The organism is Streptomyces sp. NBC_00385 (assembly GCF_035917155.1).
Taxonomy (GTDB): Bacteria; Actinomycetota; Actinomycetes; order Streptomycetales; family Streptomycetaceae; genus Streptomyces; species Streptomyces poriferorum.
Window position 1 is genome coordinate 374938 of the sequence record NZ_CP107951.1, and the last position, 17697, is coordinate 392634.

Annotated in this window: 14 protein-coding genes and 1 tRNA gene; 7 read left to right on the plus strand and 8 right to left on the minus strand. The window is 71.6% G+C overall.

Translation table 11 applies throughout. The annotated features are described in order from the left end of the window. Positions 1-126: 126 nt before the first annotated feature. A complete protein-coding gene (locus OG959_RS01715) occupies positions 127-1743 on the plus strand; it encodes an MFS transporter (RefSeq protein ID WP_326656180.1) in 1617 nt (538 codons plus the stop codon). A 63-nt stretch (positions 1744-1806) separates the two neighbouring features. Here the strand turns inward: OG959_RS01715 and OG959_RS01720 are convergent, their stop codons facing one another. Together OG959_RS01720 and OG959_RS01725 are read right to left on the minus strand one after the other, a co-directional pair. After that, positions 1807-2763 carry a sugar ABC transporter substrate-binding protein gene (locus tag OG959_RS01720; protein WP_326656181.1) on the minus strand — a complete coding sequence of 319 codons (957 nt, stop codon included), beginning with the start codon at positions 2761-2763 and terminating at the stop codon, positions 1807-1809. A 66-nt stretch (positions 2764-2829) separates the two neighbouring features. Beyond that, positions 2830-3969, minus strand: a complete 1140-nt coding sequence (locus OG959_RS01725; protein ID WP_326656182.1) for an FAD-dependent monooxygenase — start codon at positions 3967-3969, stop codon at positions 2830-2832. 332 nt (positions 3970-4301) lie between these two features. Here OG959_RS01725 and OG959_RS01730 point away from each other — a divergent pair, with 332 nt between their 5' ends. Together OG959_RS01730 and OG959_RS01735 are read left to right on the plus strand one after the other, a co-directional pair. Then, positions 4302-4790: an Lrp/AsnC family transcriptional regulator gene (locus OG959_RS01730; protein WP_326656183.1), complete on the plus strand. Its 489-nt coding sequence runs from the start codon at positions 4302-4304 to the stop codon at positions 4788-4790. A gap of 99 nt (positions 4791-4889) precedes the next feature. After that, entirely contained in the window at positions 4890-5330 is a 441-nt protein-coding gene (locus tag OG959_RS01735) for an Lrp/AsnC family transcriptional regulator (RefSeq protein WP_326666154.1), read from the plus strand. Between the two features lie 503 nt (positions 5331-5833). Here OG959_RS01735 and OG959_RS01740 read toward each other — a convergent pair. Both OG959_RS01740 and OG959_RS01745 read right to left on the minus strand, forming a co-directional pair. Then, positions 5834-5910, minus strand: a tRNA-Pro gene (locus OG959_RS01740). Between the two features lie 49 nt (positions 5911-5959). Beyond that, complete coding sequence (locus OG959_RS01745) at positions 5960-8593, minus strand: ATP-binding protein (RefSeq protein WP_326656184.1); 2634 nt, start codon at positions 8591-8593, stop codon at positions 5960-5962. Positions 8594-8702: 109 nt separating this feature from the next. On the opposite strand from OG959_RS01745, the gene OG959_RS01750 reads away from it, so the two are divergent. Together OG959_RS01750 and OG959_RS01755 are read left to right on the plus strand one after the other, a co-directional pair. Then, positions 8703-9242, plus strand: a complete 540-nt coding sequence (locus tag OG959_RS01750; RefSeq protein ID WP_326656185.1) for a DUF309 domain-containing protein — start codon at positions 8703-8705, stop codon at positions 9240-9242. Positions 9243-9351: 109 nt separating this feature from the next. Further along, the gene (locus tag OG959_RS01755) at positions 9352-9690 is read left to right on the plus strand and encodes a hypothetical protein (RefSeq protein ID WP_326656186.1); all 339 of its coding nucleotides are present in this window, start codon (positions 9352-9354) and stop codon (positions 9688-9690) included. Positions 9691-9745: 55 nt separating this feature from the next. Here OG959_RS01755 and OG959_RS01760 read toward each other — a convergent pair whose 3' ends face one another. From OG959_RS01760 to OG959_RS01770, 3 genes are read right to left on the minus strand one after another with little or no spacing between them, the layout of a single operon-like run. Next, positions 9746-10975, minus strand: a complete 1230-nt coding sequence (locus OG959_RS01760) for an FAD-dependent oxidoreductase (protein ID WP_326656187.1) — start codon at positions 10973-10975, stop codon at positions 9746-9748. Next, positions 10972-12393, minus strand: a complete 1422-nt coding sequence (locus OG959_RS01765; protein WP_326656188.1) for an NAD(P)/FAD-dependent oxidoreductase — start codon at positions 12391-12393, stop codon at positions 10972-10974. Before OG959_RS01765 ends, OG959_RS01760 begins: the two co-directional genes overlap by 4 nt. A 19-nt stretch (positions 12394-12412) precedes the next feature. Beyond that, positions 12413-13846, minus strand: a complete 1434-nt coding sequence (locus OG959_RS01770; protein WP_326656189.1) for an FGGY family carbohydrate kinase — start codon at positions 13844-13846, stop codon at positions 12413-12415. A gap of 319 nt (positions 13847-14165) precedes the next feature. On the opposite strand from OG959_RS01770, the gene OG959_RS01775 reads away from it, so the two are divergent. After that, positions 14166-15173, plus strand: a complete 1008-nt coding sequence (locus OG959_RS01775; RefSeq protein ID WP_326656190.1) for a hypothetical protein — start codon at positions 14166-14168, stop codon at positions 15171-15173. 68 nt (positions 15174-15241) lie between these two features. Continuing rightward, a complete protein-coding gene (locus OG959_RS01780) occupies positions 15242-16771 on the plus strand; it encodes an amino acid permease (RefSeq protein ID WP_326656191.1) in 1530 nt (509 codons plus the stop codon). A gap of 60 nt (positions 16772-16831) precedes the next feature. On the opposite strand, the gene OG959_RS01785 is transcribed toward OG959_RS01780, so the two are convergent. Beyond that, entirely contained in the window at positions 16832-17602 is a 771-nt protein-coding gene (locus OG959_RS01785) for a sulfite exporter TauE/SafE family protein (RefSeq protein WP_326656192.1), read from the minus strand. Positions 17603-17697: the final 95 nt, after the last annotated feature.

Genomic DNA, 17697 nt, shown 5'->3' on the forward strand with positions numbered 1-17697 from the left:
GGCCCGGGGTCCTGCGCGACCGGTGAGCGACGGACCCCTCCCCCCTCCCCCTCGCTACGGCCGTCGGCCGGAGCCCGTCCCGCCCGAGACGGCGGGGCACTCACCTTCCCAGCCAGGGAGAAAGCAATGACGCTGAACAAAGGGACAACGACGTCCCACGGCCCAACCGCGGGGGCTGCCCGGAAGCCGGGCTACGCGGGAACGCTGGCTGCCACCAGCTGTGCGGTGTTCGTGGCGCAGGTCGCCAACGCACTGCCGGCCTCCCTCAACGGACTGTTCCAGGAGGACCTCAACACCCACGGCTCCCAACTGACCTGGATCACCTCGGCCTTCATGATCGCGGTGGTCTGCTTCGAGTTCACCTTCGGTGTGCTCGGTGACCGGTTCGGCCGCAAGAAGCTGATCACCGCCGGCGCGGCCCTCATCGCCGTCGGCAGCACCGTGGCCGCGGTCGCGCCCAGTGTGCAGGTCCTCTGGATCGGTGCCGCGATCAACGGTCTCGGTGCCGGCGCCCTGTTCCCCGGCTCGCTCACCATGCTCGCGTCGGTCACCGGCAACCCCCGGGAACGGGCCCAGGCCGTCGCGCTGTGGAGCGGGTTCCTGTCCGCCGGCGCTGCCGTATCCCCCCTGATCGGCGGGGCCTTCGCCAAGGTCGGCTCCTGGCGCGGCTCCTTCTGGGTGCTGGTCGCGCTCGCCGCGCTGAGCATCGTGCTCACGCTCTCGCTGACCTCCGAGTCCAAGGCGTCCAAGCACCGCGAACTCGACGTCCCGGGCCAGATCACCTTCGCCCTCGGTCTCATTCTGGTGCTGTACGCCGCCGTGGAGGGACCCGAGTCGGGGTGGACGGCCCTCCCCGTCATGCTCTCCGGCATGCTCGGCCTGGTCTTCCTCGCCGGTTTCGTCCTGGTCGAAGTGGGCGCCGCGTCCCCGATCTTCGACCTGACCCTGTTCAGGAACCGGGCCTTCGCGGTGTCGTCCGCCGTCGCGGTGATCGGCATGCTCGCCTTCCTCGGCGCATGCTTCGCGACGAGCATGTGGCTCGGACCGATCCAGCACCAGGACCCGCTGCGGGTCGCCGTCCCGTTCCTGCTGCTCCAGGGGCCCGCGTTCGTCCTGATCCCGGTCGTCTCCCGGCTGCTGCACCGGGTCGCCCCGACCTGGCTGCTGACCTCGGGCTTCCTCCTGATGGCCGTCGGCTGCCTCCTCTGCACCCGGCTCGACGTCACCGACCTCGACCTGAGCGCCTTCGTCGTGCCCGACCTGCTCATCGGCGTCGGCTTCGCGCTGTGCGTGAGCTCGGTGACGGCCGTGGCGCTGGACAGTGTGCCGCCGCATCTGGCCGGCATGGCGAGTGCGACGACCAACATGCTCCGCGACCTCGGATTCGCGCTCGGCCCGGTCGTCGTCGGGGCCGTCGCCCTGTCCAAGGCGGCCTCGGCGTTCTCGTCGGAGCTGGGCGGGGCTGACCTGTCCGCGGAAAACCTCGGAGCCGCGCGCGGGATCGCCGCGGAGGGCGGACCGATCGCGGTGAACAGCCTGCCGCCCGGCACCCCGGGATCGGCGGCGCACGATCTGGCCCTCGGCGCACTGGGCAGCGGCTTCGGCAACGCCTTCCTCATCTGCGGCATAGCCGCCGCCGTGGCAGCGGTCCTGACCGCTGTCGGCATGATCGGCGTCAAGCCCCACCGCTCCCCCGCCGAGCCTCCTGCCGAGGCCACCGCCACCGCGCCGGTGACGGTGTAGCGGCAGCCCTGAGGGTGCCGGGTCTCCGCGCACCTGCGGAGACCCGGCCCTCAGGGGCGGACGCTACGGGGCGCAGTACTGCGGCGCCTCGTCCAGATTCTCCTTCGTGATCAGGGCGAGAGGGATCCGGGCGATCTTGTCGGCCTTCTTCTCGTCGTCGAGCCGGGCGACGGCGTTACGCACCGCCGTCTCACCGATCACCTGCGGCGAGTTGGCCACGGTGGCGGAGAACCGGCCGTCCTTGACGGCTGCCAGGCCCTTGTCCGTACCGTTCTCGGTCACGATCCTGACGTCCTTCGCACCGGCCTCGTCGAACGCCTTGCGTACCGCGAAGGCCATCTCCTCATTGGCGACGAAGGCGTAGTCGAGACCCGGGTGGGCCTGGATCATGTTCTCCGCGACGGACCGGGCCTCGACGGGATTGAACATCCCCGGCTGGTTCGCCACGACCTTCACGTTCGCGGGCAGGGCTCCGGTGAAGCCCGACACCATCAGATCGGACGCGGCGCCGGGCGCCCCTGCCACGATTCCCACATCGACCGGCTTCCCGCCGGCGTCCTTCCTGATCCAGCCGGCGTCCAGGGCGCCCAGCTTCTTGAGGTCGACCACAGCCGCGCCGAGGATGCCGTCGGCCTCACCGGTGGCGACCGACGTGAGGAAGATGGGTACGTTCGCGGAGCCGGCCTTCGCTATGTCCCCTTCGAGCGCATCGACGTTGACCGTCTGCACGATCAGCGCGTCGACGTCGCGGGAGATCATGTCCTCGATGTTGGACAGTTCCTTGCCGGGGTCCATCTTGGAGTTGGCGAGGTAGACCTTCGCGCCGGCGGCCTTCGCCGTCGTCTCGACGGCTTTCTGCAGGCACATGGCGAACTCGCTGGTGTCTCCGTTGACGAAGCCGAGCGTGACGGAGCCGTCGCTCGCGCCGTCGGCTCCGGCACCGCATCCGCTCAGCACGATCGTGGCGCCCAGGGCCACCGCAGCGGCCGGGCCCGGTCGGAGACGGGCAGGGAAGGGCATGGTGAACCGCCTTTGTTCTCGGGTGGGGTGGCGCCGACGCGGGAGGCCGGCGCCGGACGACCGGGCTCACATGGGCTGGACCATCGTTTCCAGGACGTGCTGGGTCAGGCCGGCGTGGTCGAAGTCCGGGTGCCTGGAGGAGACCATCTCGTACTCGCCGATCTGCACCGACGACTCCACGACGAGCCGGCACCGCTCGTAGCGGCGCTCGGTGTACTCCGCGAACGCCTCCTCATGGCTGCTGTGGGCCGCCAGACACCGGGCGAGGACGACACCGTCCTCGATCGCCTGCGCCGCACCCTGCCCGAGGTGCGGCGTCACGGCGTGAACCGCGTCCCCCATCAGCACGATGCGGCCCTTGTGCCACGGTGCCGGTGCGATCAGCCATTCCTCGGGCCGGAATACGATCTTCGACGAGTCGTTGACGTACGCGTCACGGACCCGGCCGGCGAGTCCGCCGAACGGTGCGAGGCGTTCGCGCAGTTCGTCCGCCATCTTGTCCTGGTCCAGCCAACGCCCCTCTTCCCACGTGGTGTTGTAGAAGAGGTAGGCGAGGTCGGGTCCGATCGGCACGAAACCCGCCAGGCCGTCCGGGCCGTGCTGCAGGATGATCCGGTCGATCTCCGGATCCCGGGGGATGTTGAGCCGGAAGGCCGACTGCCCGAGATAGACGGGCTCGATGTCCTCGGCCAGAACGTAGGGGCGGACCTTGGAGTAGACACCGTCGGCGCCGACGACGAGGTCCACCACGCTCTCGGAGCCGTCGGTGTAGCTGACCTGGACGCCGTCGGGCCCGTCGGTGAGCGTCGTGAACGTCTTGTCGTACGCGATCACGACGCCGGCTTCGAGCGCCTTGTCGGTCAGGATCCGATGGAGCTGCGGCCTGGTGAGACCGTTCATCGGCGGCAGATCGGACCCGGGGATCCGGGCCCCGGGCATCTCCCGGACGAGGTTGCCGTCCACATCGAGCATGTGGCCCCAGGCCGTGGTCGCGTATCCGACGGCCATGCACGCCTCGGCGCAGCCGATCGCGTCCAGAGCCCGCAGGGCGTTCACCGGCTGGATGATCCCCACGCCGTACACCGACGAGTGGAGGTCCTGCTGGATCTCCACGACATGGACGTCGTACCCGGCGTTCCGCAACGCGATCGACGCGGACAGCCCACCGATCCCGCCACCGACGACGAGAACACTGTTACGGCTCATTGCAACCACCTAGATTCGTCCCCTTGCCGCCGTACGGAAAAGCACGGAGGCCGGATGCGAGGCGAACTTAATGACCCTTTGACAGAACGGGAACCAGGCAGGAACGCATACTTAACTTGCATCCCCATGCCCTTGCACCAGTACGGAGAATGCTCTCTCCGGGAAGTAACGCGAAGCCGAATTCCCTCACTCCCGTCATGCGCTTTGAGCTGGCAATTCAACACTTAGCGCACCTGACGGCATGGAGTGCTCGACGGAAATCCCCGATATGCAGGACACCGATGTCGAATTTCCTTCCACCAGTGGACGCCGACCGGTCATGAGGAGCAAGAATGACTCGCCGTGTGCGGCATCCGAACACCCAGGAGAATCCAGTGGCGTTCCCCCTGCTCGACGCGCTCGACCTGAAGCTGCTCCAGGCGCTGGAACTCGACGGACGCGCCTCCTTCAGCCGGATCGCCCAGGTGCTGGGCGTCTCCGACCAGACCGTCGCACGCCGGTTCCGCCGGCTGCGCGAGACCGCCGGGCTGCGTGTGACGGGGATGACCGACGACAGCCGCCTGGGCCGCACCAGCTGGATCGTGCGTCTCGGCTGCGCCCACCACACCGCGGCCCGGCTCGCCGCCACGCTCGCCGGGCGGCCGGACACCCACTACGTCGACCTGGCCGCGGGCGGCACCGAGGTCGTGTGCGCGATCACTCCGCAGAGCAGGCCGGACCGCGACGAGATCCTCCTGGAACGGCTCCAGCGCACTCCGCACGTCACCACGGTCGGCGCGCACTGCATCCTGCGCACCTACTACGGCAACTCCCTCAGATGACTGCGCAAGATCAGCGCGCTCGATCCCGACGAGGAGAACGCCCTGCGCGTCCCGGCCGCGGCGCCCCTCCCGGCACCCGCCGCCCCGGACCCCGCCGATCTGGCCATGCTGAACGTGCTGCAACGCGACGGCCGGGCATCCCTCGCCCGGCTGCAGGCCGCCGGCGGCCTGTCCGAGACCGCGGCCAAACGCCGCCTGGAACGTCTGCGCGCGTCCGGTGTGCTGTATCTGGCCGTCGAGTACGACCACGAGCCGCTCGGGCAGGGCGTCGAGGCCCTGTGCTGGCTGAACGTCGCTCCCCACGCGCTGGAGCGCACCGGCCGGGCCGTCGCGGACCACCCCGAGGTGCGCTTCGCCGCGGCCGTGAGCGGGCGGACCAACCTCGTCGTCTCCGTGCTCTGCCGCACGACCGACGACCTCTACGGCTTCCTCACCGAGAAGACCGGCGCCCCCGGCGACGTACACACGGCTGAGACCGTGCTCACCCTGCGCCGGGTCAAGGCGCTCACGAACGAGCGACCGTCCCTCCCCGTCACCTGACTGATTCACACCCCCGGGCCCGTGAGTTGGGGTGAACTCCCACGCCGGGAGAGGGCCTCATACGTCTCCTTCGTGGTCTCAGGGCAGCAGAATACGGCCAGTGACACGTGGCCGTGATGCGTGAGCACGTTGGCGTCCCCCTCACCGTGGTCTCCAAGACGCTGCGGCACTCCACCCTCTCGACCACGGCGAACCTCTACAGCCACCTCACCCAACAAGCCGCACAACAAGCCGTCGACACCATCGACCACGTCCTGAGGGCCGCCCAGCAGCCGGTCGTCCGTACAGACCAGCCCGTGCGGCTGCGACCACCACGCGACCACCGCCACCGCCTCCGCGCAGCCCTCGGTCGGCTCCGCTCCCCCGCACCACCCACCACCAGCACCCAGGCGAACCAGCCCCCGGCCCAGACGTGCGACCACACTGCGACCACCACACCCCGAAACGCACGAAAGGCCGCCCCCTCATTAATGAGAGAACGACCTCCGACCTGCGTCTCCGCATGGTCGGGACGACAGGATTTGAACCTGCGACCCCTTGACCCCCAGTCAAGTGCGCTACCAAGCTGCGCCACGTCCCGCTGTCAGTCCCCCGGTCCTGCCGGGCGGCTGCGCAGGACAAACATTACCTCACTCCGTGGACCGGATCGACGCCCGTGCCTGCTGGGCGCGGGCGGCCAGTCCCTCGGCGCCGCAGGCCGTGGCCAGCTTGTGCGCCCGGGCGAGCTCGCGCGGCGAGCGGGTGGCGACGCCGTGGTCGAACAGGGCGAGCGCCAGTTCGTAGCCGGACGGCGACGCCTCCAGGTGGCGGACCGCCTCGCCCAGGAGGTGGGCGGCCTCGTCCGGGCGGGCGAAGAGGGCGACACAGCGCAGGGCCTCGCCGATCGCCGTGTCCGTGCCGAACCGTTCGGCGTGCACCCGGGCGGAGTTGGCGAGCTGGGCGGCGCGGCCCGGGTCGTCGTCGGCCAGGGCCCGGGCCAGGTCGCCGGCCCATGGGCCCCAGATGCCGTTGAACCGGCCGCGCGGTTCGAGGGAGTGGCCGGCGGCCTCCAGCTCCGTGACGGCTTCCTTCGTGCGGCCTTCGGCGAGCAGCAGGCGGCCACGGACGCACGGGGCGTCGGGCAGCACCATGGCACTGGGGTAGGGCAGCCCGAAGTCGTACTGGTCGGCGACCTTGCGGGCCTCGGTGATCCGGCCACGGGCCAGCAGCGTGTCGATGAGCAGACAGGCGGCGTCCCAGTGGACGGGCAGCCCGCTGCCCACACGGTCGGCGAGCCGGAGCCCCTCGCGCAGGAAGCCCTCGGCCTCGGCCAGACGGCCGCGACGGCGGTGGACCAGGCCCAGCAGGGTGTGGGCGAAGGCCAGGTGGGCGCCGCTCCAGCCGGAGATCTCGAAGGCGCGCACGGCCTCGCCGAAGAGTTCCTCGGCCCGGTCGAGCTGGTCGGTGAAGGCGTAGGTGATGCCGAGCAGGGTCGGGAGTTCGAAGCCCCATTCGGTGTCGGTCCAACCGAGGCCGCGGGCGGGGTGGCCGTTGACCAGGGCGCGTTCGCACAGGTCGACGATCAGCTGGGCGTTCTCGCCGCGCAGCATCGCGTCGAAGGCGCGCAGCGTGAGCAGCGCCCGTTCGGCGTTGTCCCGGCCGGTGAGGTGGTCGGCGTTGGCGGCGAGCCGGCGGGAGCGGCCGTGGCCGTCCTGCTCGGTGGCCTGCATGCCCTCCCAGAGGAAGTGGGCGGCCTGCAGACGCATCAGGCCCGGTCCGGGCGCCGTGCGTTCGGCCTCGGCGGCCAGGGCGAGCGCCGCCTCCTTGAGCTGGTTGTTGTGCGAGAGGGCGGCCGCGAGCCGGAACGTGGCGTCGACCCTCAGGTCGTCGGCGAGGCCCGGCATGTCGAGGGCGGCCCGCAGATGCTGCACCGTGGTGGGCGGCGAGCTGAGGAGCGTGGCACAGCCCAGTTCGTAGAGCAGGGTGGCGCGCACATCGTGGCGCGGAGGTTCCTGGAGGGCCCGCTCCAGACAGCGCCTGGCGGCCTCGGGGGCGCCGACCGCGAGGTGCTGGTTGGCCGCCGCTCGCAGTTGTTCGACGAGTTCCTGGTCGTCGTCGGGGTGGACTTCGAGCAGATGGCGTGAGGCGGCGGCCGGGCCGAGTCCGGCGCGGGTGATCGCCCAGGCGGCCCTGCCGTGCATGGCGGTGCGGGTGGCCGGCGGGATGGAGCGGTACACGGCGGTGGCGATCAGGGGGTGCACGAACTCCAGGGGGTCGAAGCCGCTGACGATCCGGGCCTCGCGGAGCCGGGCCGTGCAGTCCGCCGCTTCGGCGGGACTCATTCCGGCCAGGGTGGCGGCGAGGTCCTGGGAGATGTCCGTACCGAGGACGGCGGCGGCCCAGGCGAACCGGTTGGCGTTGGTGCCGAGCCGTTCGAGCCGGGCGACGAGGCCGCTGCCCCGGGCGGAGGCGCCGAGTTCGCGCAGCAGTCCGGCGGATTCCTCCAGCGGCGGCAGCTCGCGGTCCTGGACCTTGGCGACGAGTTCGACCGCCTCGTAGGGGTTGCCGCCCGTGACGGCCCATACCTCGCGGCAGAACGGGTCGTCCGCGTGGTCCCCGAGAGTGGCCCGGACCAGTTCTGCGGTGGCGTCGGGGGTGAGCGCGCGCAGGGCGACCCGGACCTGCGCCGGGTGACTGCCGGCGGGGGTGCGCTCGGCCTCGCGGGCCGCGAGCTCCTCGGGGCGGTGCGCCTGCACGACGAGGACCTTCACTTCGCCGAGCCGGGCGGTGAACGAGGCGAGCCAGGCGAGGGATTCGCCGTCCGCCCAGTGCGCGTCGTCGATGATGAGCAGCAGCGGGCGGTGGCTCAGCCGGGTCGCGAGCCGGGAGACGACCCAGTCGAGGCCGTCGCGCACACCCTGCGGGTCGGGCTGCGGACCGGTCGGTTCGGAGAGGCCGAGGGCGGGTGCGGCGATCTCGTACCAGGCCCCGAACAGCGCCTTCACGTCGTCGGCGGGGAACTGGTCCAGTGCGGGCTGGAGCAGTTGGCGTACGACGTGGAACGGCACCGAGGTGACCGTCTCGCCGCCGCGGGCGGACCAGACCGTGCACCGGTCGGCCGCCATGGCCCGGATCTCGGCCAGCAGCGCGGTCTTCCCAATGCCTGCTTCGCCGCTGAAGACCAGCAGCCCGCCGGTCGCCTGCGCGCCGCACAGTGCGTCAACGGCGTCTGCGGCAGCGGCAAGTTCCGGTTCGCGCTCGTACAGCGGCCGGGACGGCTTCATGCCTACCCTCCCCCAAAGTCGTTTCGGTGACAGTCGAGACTAGTCGTGCGCGGGGGCCCACCGACAGTGGTTCGGACAGTTCGTCGCAGGTGCGAGGCACAATCGAGGAGTGGACGAGACTCGCAGGGACCGTGACATCGAGGGCCGGGCGCACAATGCGCGCCCCCGGGACGGGCTGGGGCGCCCTCTGCCGTACGGCACGGTGGGGGTCGAGCGGCAGCCCGAGGGGGTGGTCCGCACCCCGGAGGAGACCGTACGGGAGGCGCAGAGGCTGTTGGACGCGGGTATGCCGTTCCACGCGCACGAGGTCTTCGAGGACGCGTGGAAGTCGGGCCCCGACGCGGAGCGGGAGTTGTGGCGCGGGCTGGCCCAGTTGGCCGTCGGGCTGACGCACGCGGCCCGGGGGAACACGACGGGCGGGGCGCGGCTGCTGCGGCGCGGGGCGGCGGCACTGACGGAGTTCGCCGCGTCCGGCGAGGCCGGCAGGCCCGTGCGGGGGGTCGCCGGCGACCCGGTCGGCGCGGTGTACGGAATCGGCATCGGAGGTCTCACCGGCTGGGCCACAGACCTCGCGGGGCGGGTGGAGGAGGCGGGCGCGCTTGCTGTCGATGCGGCCGCGGAGGCACCGCGGCTGCGAGCCGACGGCTGACCGGCGCAGCCTGCCACGCGAGCCTCGCGGCTCCGAACTCCCCTTACTTTCCCTCCCCTTGACCGAGAGCGGTGAACAGTGCCGTGCGAAACCATTACCATCCGGCGTCATGAGCACTTCTGACCAGGACCAGGACCAGGCCGTGGACGCGCCGATAGCCGAACCCGGGGACACCGGCGGCGCCGAGGACCGGAGACTGACGCCGCGGCAGGCGAGACAGCTGCGGATCGTCCTCTCCTCGGCCGGGATGGCGGCGATGGCCGTCGTACTCGGGCTGCGGATCGCGAGCCGGTCCTCGGTCCTGGTGGTGGGGGTGTACGGGCTCGCCCTGATCCTGTGCGGGATCGTGATCGAGCTCAGCAGGAACGGCCGGACCCGGCTCGGCAGCTGGCTGCTGGGGCTCGGCCTGGTGGCGGCGATCGGTTCGGACTGGCTGCTGATCCCCTGAGAACCCGGTGATCCCCGTGCGATCACCTGAGCACCGGTGCTGCCGGGCGCACCGGTCAGCCGACCGAGATCCGCACGGTGTCTCCGTGCGGATCGGCCCGGTCGAGCCAGTCGGCGGGCAGGTGGAACGGGTGTCCGGGCCGGGCGGGGCGCAGCAGTCGCCGGCGGAACAGTTCCCGCCCGTTTTGACGGGCCACGAGCAGCGGGGCCGTCAGCGGCCGGACGGTGCGCAGGGTGAAGCGGTTGTCCAGCGGCCGGTCGCCGTCCGGGCAGAGCAGGTTGGGTGCGATCCACTCCAGTGGCGCCGCGACGGCGAGCGCGGGCCGCCCGGCCGGCCAGCCGCCGGCGGTCAGGTGGCGCCGTACGGGGGCGGCGAGGGCCCGGCCCTCCGCCGCGGCGGTGCCGGCGCTCTCCACCGCGTGGAGCAGATTACCGGCGGCGAAGACCCCGGCGGCGCGGGTGCGGTACGCGGCGTCGTACGCGGGGCCGCGGGTACCGGGGTCCAGGGGCACGTCGCCGCGCCGCGCCAGTTCGTGGTCGGGGATCCAGTCGCCGGTGAACACCACGGTGTCGCACGGCAGGGTCGTCGTACGGCCGTCCTGGTGGCGCACCGTGACCCCGGTGAGCCGGCCCCGGCCCGTCAGTGCGGTGACGGTGGTGCGGGTGAGCAGCGGGGCTCCGTGGCGCGGTCCCAGGGCGGCGGGGAGGGCCGGCGGGCGGTCGGTGACCCGGGCGACGACCTCGACCCCGGCGGTGCGCAGGGTGGCGGCCGCGGCGATGCTGACCGGTTCGTCGCCGATGATCACGGCGCGCGTGCCGATGTGCTGGTGGTGGAGGTGGACGGCCTGCTGGAGTTCTCCGGTGGTGTAGACGCCCGCCGGGCGGGTGCCGGGGACGAGCCGGGCGCTGCGCGGGCGTTCGCGGGCTCCGGTGGCGAGGACGACGGCGTGTGCGGTGATCCGTTCGAGCCCGCCGGGTCCGGTGGCGTCGAGGGTGAGGGGGCCGGCCCAGCCGGTGACGGTGATGCCGGTGCGCAGGGTGGCGCCGGCCCGGGTGGCCGCGGCCGTGCAGCGGCGGGCGTACGCGGGGCCGTCCGTCCCGCCCTTCGAACGGTTGCCGCCGAATCCGGCGTGGTGGCAGTGGCGCGGGATGCCGCCGGCGGTCCGCTCGCGTTCCAGGACCTCGACGCGTCGTACGCCGGACGCGGCGAGTTCGGCGGCGGCGCCCAGTCCGGCGGGGCCCGCTCCGACGACCAGCACGTCGACGGTCCGTTCGCGTCGGGTCATGGCCGGGTCCCCTCGATCAGTGCGCGGAGACCGGCTCCGCAGTGGAAGCCCTGGCAGCGTCCGTTGCCGGCCCTGGTTCTGCGGGCCAGACCCGCCACGGATCGCGGCGGGAGCGTGGAGGCCAGTGCGTCGCGGAGCTCGCCCGCGGTGACGCGTTCGCAGTGGCAGACCAGGGTGCCGTACGCCGGGTCCCGGCCGATGAGTTCCGCGTCCAGGTACGGGCGCCGGCCCGTCTCGCCGAGGCCGGGCATGGTGAGGGGGGCCGGTTCGGCGGGCTCGCCCGGGTCGAGTCCGGTGCGGGCGAGCAGGGTGGTGACGTGGTCGGCGATGGCCATGGACGCCGTCAGCCCGGTGGAGCGGATGCCGCCGACGGCGATGTAGCGGAGGCCGGGGTACTCCTGGATCCGGTAGTCCTCCTGGCCGGTGGCCGCCCGCAGTCCCGCGTAGACGGCGGTGACCTCCTCGTCGAGGAGCCGGGGCAGGATCCTGCGGCCCTTCTCCCTCAGCCGGTCGATGCCCTCCCGTGTCGACCCGGTGGCGGTCTTGTCGTCGAGTTCCTCGGCGGTGGGGCCGAGGAGGACGTTGCCGAAGACCGTCGGTGCGACCAGGACGCCCTTGCCCGCGGCGGTGGGGACGGGGAGCAGGATGTGGCGGACGAGGTCGCGGGCGAGTTTGTCGAACACGATCAGCTGGCCGCGGCGCGGGGTGACGGTGAACACGTCGTGGCCGAGCAGGCGGTCGATCTCGTCGGCGTGCAGTCCGGCGGCGTTGATCAGGAAGCGGGTGCGCAGCGGCCCGCGGCCGGTGGTCAGGGTGTGGACCGCGTCCCCGGTCTCGATGTCGAGGACGGGGCAGTCCAGGTGCAGGTGGACGCCCGCGCGGACCGCCTCGGTGGCGAAGGCGAGGGGGGTGGTCCAGGGGCAGATGACGGACTCGTCGGGGACCTCCAGCCCGCCGAGCGCTCCCGGGCCGAGGTGGGGTTCCCGTTCGGCGACCTCGTCGGCGTTCAGCAGCCGGGCCGCGTGGTAACCGTTGGCTTCGGCCTTGGCCAGCAGGGCGGGCAGCGCCGCGAGTTGTTCCGCGTCCCAGGCGACGAGGAGGGCGCCGACGCGTTCGACGGGGATGCCGGTCCGTGCGGCGTACGCGGAGAGCCTGCGCCGGCCTTCGCGTACGAGACGGGCCTCCAGCGAGCCGGGTACGGCGTCGAAACCGGTGTGCAGGATCGCGGTGTTGGCCTTGGACGTGCCGTCGGCGATGTCCTCCGAGGCCTCGACGAGGGCGGTGCGCAGGGGGTAGCGGGCCAGTTCGCGGGCGATGGCGGTGCCGACCACGCCCGCTCCGATGACGGTGACGTCGTACGGGGCTCCGCCGGGCTGCGTGGGCAGCGGATCACCGGCGGTCGTGACGGTGTGCGTCATCGGGCCGCTCCGGCAGGGCTCATGACCGTTCCAGGAGGGTCCCGACGGCCGCGCGGAATCCGGCGAGGCGCTCGGCCGCCTCCGCGGCTCCGATCCGTGGTTCGTACACCGCGGCCGGCCGCCAGGCGGGGACGGCCTCGGCGAGGGAGAGCCCGGGGTCGATGCCCAGCCGGGCCACGGCACCGACGCCGAGTGCGGTCACGTCGGGCAGCGCGGAGACCTCGACGGGCCGTTGCAGCAGGTCGGCCTGGGTCTGCATGAGCAGCGCGGAGCGGGTGAGGCCGCCGTCGACGCGTAGGGCGGTCAGCGGCGAGCCGAGGTCGGCCGCCACCGCGTCGGCGAGCTCGACGACCTGTGCGGCGATGCCCTCGCAGAGCGCCCGCACCAGATGGCCGGCGGTCGTGTCCAGGCTCAGGCCGGTCACCGAGCCGCGCAGGTCGCCGCGCCACCAGGGGGCGGCGAGTCCGGCGAGCGCCGGTACGAAGGTGACGCCACCGGAGTCGGGGACGCCGCCGCCGACGGGGTCCAGGTCGGCGGCGCCGGAGATCACGTTGAGGTCGGTCAGCCAGCGGACCGCGGAGGCGGCTGTGTAGACCTGTCCGTCCAGGCAGTAGCTGGTACGCCCACCGAGCCGCCAGGCCACACAGCTGACGAGGCCGGAGGAGCCCCGGCGCGGTACGGGGCCGGTCTGGGCGAGGAGGAACGCACCGGTGCCGTAGGTGCACTTGGCGGTCCCCGGCTCCAGGGCGCCCTGGGCCAGAAGTGCGGCCTGCTGGTCGACGAGGAGCCCGGTCAGCGGGAGTTCGCCGCCGAACGCGGTGGTCGTGTCGAACGCACCGGCGGCGTCGACCACGGCCGGCAGGCGTTCACCGCCCAGCCCGAAGAGGTCCAGGGCGGCGGGTGACCAGCCGACGTCGTCGAGGTCGAGCAGCTGGGTGCGGCCGGCGGTGGCCGCGTCCGTCACGAACGCACCGGTGAGCCGGTGGACCAGCCAGGAGTCGCTGGTCGTGACGACGCCCTCCCTGGTCAGTTCGCGGCGGATCCAGGCCATCTTGGGCGCGGCGAAGTACGGGTCGAGCGGCAGCCCGGTGAGTTGCTTCAACTCATCTTCACGTGCCGCGAGTTCGCCGCAGATCCGTTCGGCCCGGCGGTCCTGCCAGACGATCGCGTCGGTGAGCGGCTCCCCGGTGTCCGGGTCCCAGGCGAGCACGGTCTCGCCCTGGTTGGCGAGGCCGACGGCGACCACGGGTTCGGCGGCGGCGGCCAGGGCCTGCGCCCCGGCGTCGAGGACCGAGCCGAGGAGCTCGGCGGGGTCCGCCTCGACCGCTCCCCCGGTTCCGTAGCGCGGACGCACCGGAGCCGAACCGGAACCGATCACGCCCCGCTCGGGACAGATCACCAAGGCCTTCGTCCCGGAGGTGCCCTGGTCCACGGCGAGTACCGGGCCTGTCATCGAGTCTCCAGCGGGACGCAAGCACGGGGCTTGAACGGAATCGTGATCTTCGGTCGCGGAACCTCAGGGTGGTGCAGCCCGGCGGCTACGTCAAGCGCCCGCAAGGAGTGCGCCCGGATCCCGGCCCCGGAGCTCAACCTCCTGTTTGCACACGTGACTTGAGGAAGATCCACGATTCGTTCGGGAGATAGGCGTGGAGGGCTCTACACTCACCGCCGAGCAACAACCGGACGCTTTACAGCAGTTCATTTTTCAACTGCTGCTTCACCCCCCACGTCCCGAGGATCGATGAGACCGACACCATGCGCCGAGCACGTCCATGGCCAACAGTGATTTCCGGCCGGTCTACCATCCGGCCGGCCACGACAACGAACTGCGCAGCGCGTTACAGGACTTGCGCACCGGGCGCTGGCTCTCCATGCGCGACCTGCTGGAGAGCACCCCTGACTGGACCCTGTGGACCCAGCGGACCCAGGTGCTCGGCGCGGTCGCCGCGGGATCGGACGCGGTACAGGCCTGGCTGACCGAGGAGCCCCGGAGTGTCGCGGCCGCCGTGATGCACGCCCGGGTCGCCGTGGAGCGGGCTGTCCGCGCCCGCCGTTCGGACCATCCCAGCGGACAGGAGCTCTGGCAGGAGGCCTGGGAGGCGTGCCGCTCGGCCGCCCACGCCTCACCCGCCGACCCGGTGCCCTGGGTGTGCCTGCTGGCCCTCTCCCAACTGGACGAGCGCCAGCGGCTGGAGGAGCACCGGCTGCACCCTCCCGGACCCATGCTCTTCCCCGGCCCGTGGGGTCTGCTGGCGGAGGCGGACAAACGCGATCCGTACAACCGCGAGGCCTACCACCGCATGCTGCAGTTCGTCTATGCGCGCCGGGCCGGCGGCTCTCTGTCCGAGGCGGTCAACTTCGTCCAGTGGGCGGCGTCCTCGGCGCCCGACGGATCGGCGCTCCATGTACTGCCGCTGTACGTGAGGGTGGAGCGCTACCGCCGCGAACACGGCCACGAGAAGGCGCTCGACCTGCACTGGGTCACCGAGGACGCGGAGCGCGAGGCCCTGCGCGCCCTGGAGATCTGGTTCCACCGCACTCCGCCGACCGCGCACACCCTGCTCGATCTCAACCATCTGGCCCACGCACTGTGGGGGGCGCTCCAGTTCGCCGACGCGGCTCCCGTGTTCCAGGAGCTCGGCCCGTACTTCACCTCGCTGCCGTGGGCGTACCGCACCCGCACGCCCAAGGACCCCGGCGGCGCCGAGGAGGTCTTCCTGCGGGCCCGCAGCCGCGCCCTCGCCGCCGCCCGTGATCCCGGCCGGGGGCCGCACGGCTGAGCGTGAGCCGCCCCTCTCTCCGCCCTGTGTCCCGTTTACCCCTTTATTCCGCTCACGGAGGTCTCCCCATGTCCCTATCCACCTCGAACCGGAAGGGCGCCGGCGCCGCCCCGCCCAAGGACGAGGAGCAGCGGCTGCGCGAACTCGGCTACCAGCCGGTGCTGGCCCGCCGTATGGGCGGCTTCGGCAACTTCGCCATCAGTTTCTCCGTCATCTCGATCCTGTCCGGCTGCATGACCCTGTACGGCTTCGGCATGTCCACCGGCGGTCCGTCCGTGATGCTGTGGGGCTGGGCCGGGGTCGGTCTGTTCGTGCTCTGTGTCGGCATGGCGCTCGCCGAGGTCACCAGCGCCTACCCGACATCCGGGGCCCTGTACTACATGGCGGACCGGCTCGGCGGCCGCAAGTGGGGCTGGTACACCGGCTGGCTGAACCTGCTCGGGCTGCTCGGTGCGATCGCCGGCATCGACTACGGCGCCGCGCTGTTCACCGGTGCGCTGATGAACCTGCAGTGGGGGTTCACCCCCACGCCCGGCAAGACAATGATCATATTCGTCTGCATCCTGCTGCTGCACGCCGTCCTGAACCTGTTCGGTGTCCGCCTCGTCAGCGTGCTCAACTCGATCAGTGTGTGGTGGCATCTGGCCGGTGTCGCGGTGATCGTCTCCGTGCTGGCGATCGTGCCCGACCACCACCAGTCGCCGTCGTTCGTCTTCACCGAGTTCGTCAACGACACCGGCTGGGAGAACCCGCTCTACGTGGCGGCGATCGGTCTGCTGCTGGCGCAGTACACGTTCTGCGGCTACGACGCCTCCGCCCACCTGTCGGAGGAGACCTCGGACGCCTCGGTCTCTGCGCCGCGTGGCATCGTCCGTTCGATCTGGGTCTCGTGGCTGGCCGGTTTCGTGCTGCTCGCGGGGCTGACCTTCGCGATCCAGGACTACGTGGGCACCCAGGAGAGCTCGACCGGAGTGCCGCCGGCCCAGATCCTGATCGACGCACTGGGGACCTCGGGCGCCACGGCGATGCTGCTGATCGTGATCGCCGCGCAGCTGTTCTGCGGCAACGCCGAGGTCGCCGCCACCAGCCGGATGGTGTTCGCCTTCAGCCGGGACAACGCGCTGCCGGGGTCCTCGGTGTGGCGCAAGGTGAGCGCACGCACGCAGACGCCGGTCAACGCGGTGTGGCTGTCGGTCGTCGTCGCCGGAGTGCTCGCCCTTCCGTCGCTGTACTCGGCGACCGCGTACGGGGCGGTGACCGCGATCAACGTCATCGGCATCACGCCCGCCTACGCCATCCCGATCTACCTGAAGCTGCGTGCGGGCGACCGCTTCGAGCGCGGGCCGTGGCATCTGGGCCGCTGGTCGAAGCCGGTCGGCTGGATCGCCGTGGTGTGGGTCGTCATCGTGACCGTGCTGTTCCTGCTGCCGCAGAGGTCTCCGGTGACGATCGACTCGATGAACTACGCCTCGGTCGCCCTGGTCGCCGTGCTGGTCCTGGCCACCGTGTGGTGGTTCGTCGCCCGTGGTTCGTACGGCACGCCGTCGGCGTACGGAAACGCGCGCGAGCAGGCGGAGATCGAGGAGGGCATCGTCTGACGGACGGCGCCCCGCTCGTCCGCCGGCCCTTCCGGATCACCGCGATCCGGGAGGGCCTCGCTACGGGTTCAGCAGGAGCTGGAGACCGCCCAGCACGGTGGCGGCGATGACCAGGCGTTCGAAGAGCCGCTGGTTGATGCGGTCCACGCACGTGCGGCCGATCCAGGCGCCCGGGAGGACGAACAGCAGCAGGCAGGCGTCCAGCAGCAGGGACTTCGCGTCGATCAGTCCGAGGCCCACGCTGAACGGCACCTTGGACGTGTTGACGATGAGGAAGAACCACGCGGACGTGCCGAGGAAGCCGAGCTTGCGGAACCCCGCGGAGAGCAGGTAGAGCGACATGACAGGGCCGCCCGCGTTGGCGACCATGGTGGTGAAGCCGCCGAGCACCCCGTACGAACGCGCCTTGAGCCGCTCGGCGGGCGTGGGAGCACCTGCCTCGGCGGCCGGTCCCCCGGCCGCGTCCGCGGTGCGGCGCCGCCACACCGTCACGCCCGCCATGAAGATCAGGATCGCGCCGATGGAGGTCCGTACGGCGGCGTCGCCGGCCCACATCATGAACAGCGTGCCCGCCACCACGCCCACGGCGACGGCGGGGAAGAGCCGGAGCAGGGTCGGCCAGTGCGCGTGGCGCCGGTACGTGAGCACGGCGAGCACATCACCGGCGATGAGGATCGGGAGCAGCACTCCGGTCGACTCACGGGCGGGCAGGACCGCCGCGAAGACCGCGAGACTGATCGTGTTGGCACCGCTGACGGCCGTCTTGGAGAAGCCGACGAGCGCGGTTGCCGCGGCCAGTGCCGCCAGTTGCCAGAGCGTGAGGGTGTCCATGCCAGGGACAGATCGTAATCCCCCTGATGTTCGATCTTGAACGAGCCCTCACCGCCGCATGGCTATGCTGCGCTCCAAGCGCTCACGAAAAGCGC

Excerpts from the sequence above, each read along its gene's own strand:
- OG959_RS01785 (WP_326656192.1), bottom strand. The coding sequence starts at position 17,602 with ATGGACACCCTCACGCTCTGGCAACTGGCGGCACTGGCCGCGGCAACC.
- OG959_RS01770 (WP_326656189.1), bottom strand. The coding sequence starts at position 13,846 with ATGACAGGCCCGGTACTCGCCGTGGACCAGGGCACCTCCGGGACGAAG.
- OG959_RS01725 (WP_326656182.1), bottom strand. The coding sequence starts at position 3,969 with ATGAGCCGTAACAGTGTTCTCGTCGTCGGTGGCGGGATCGGTGGGCTG.
- OG959_RS01755 (WP_326656186.1), top strand. The coding sequence starts at position 9,352 with ATGAGCACTTCTGACCAGGACCAGGACCAGGCCGTGGACGCGCCGATA.
- OG959_RS01765 (WP_326656188.1), bottom strand. The coding sequence starts at position 12,393 with ATGACGCACACCGTCACGACCGCCGGTGATCCGCTGCCCACGCAGCCC.
- OG959_RS01780 (WP_326656191.1), top strand. The coding sequence starts at position 15,242 with ATGTCCCTATCCACCTCGAACCGGAAGGGCGCCGGCGCCGCCCCGCCC.
- OG959_RS01720 (WP_326656181.1), bottom strand. The coding sequence starts at position 2,763 with ATGCCCTTCCCTGCCCGTCTCCGACCGGGCCCGGCCGCTGCGGTGGCC.
- OG959_RS01760 (WP_326656187.1), bottom strand. The coding sequence starts at position 10,975 with ATGACCCGACGCGAACGGACCGTCGACGTGCTGGTCGTCGGAGCGGGC.
- OG959_RS01745 (WP_326656184.1), bottom strand. The coding sequence starts at position 8,593 with ATGAAGCCGTCCCGGCCGCTGTACGAGCGCGAACCGGAACTTGCCGCT.
- OG959_RS01715 (WP_326656180.1), top strand. The coding sequence starts at position 127 with ATGACGCTGAACAAAGGGACAACGACGTCCCACGGCCCAACCGCGGGG.
- OG959_RS01730 (WP_326656183.1), top strand. The coding sequence starts at position 4,302 with ATGACTCGCCGTGTGCGGCATCCGAACACCCAGGAGAATCCAGTGGCG.
- OG959_RS01775 (WP_326656190.1), top strand. The coding sequence starts at position 14,166 with ATGGCCAACAGTGATTTCCGGCCGGTCTACCATCCGGCCGGCCACGAC.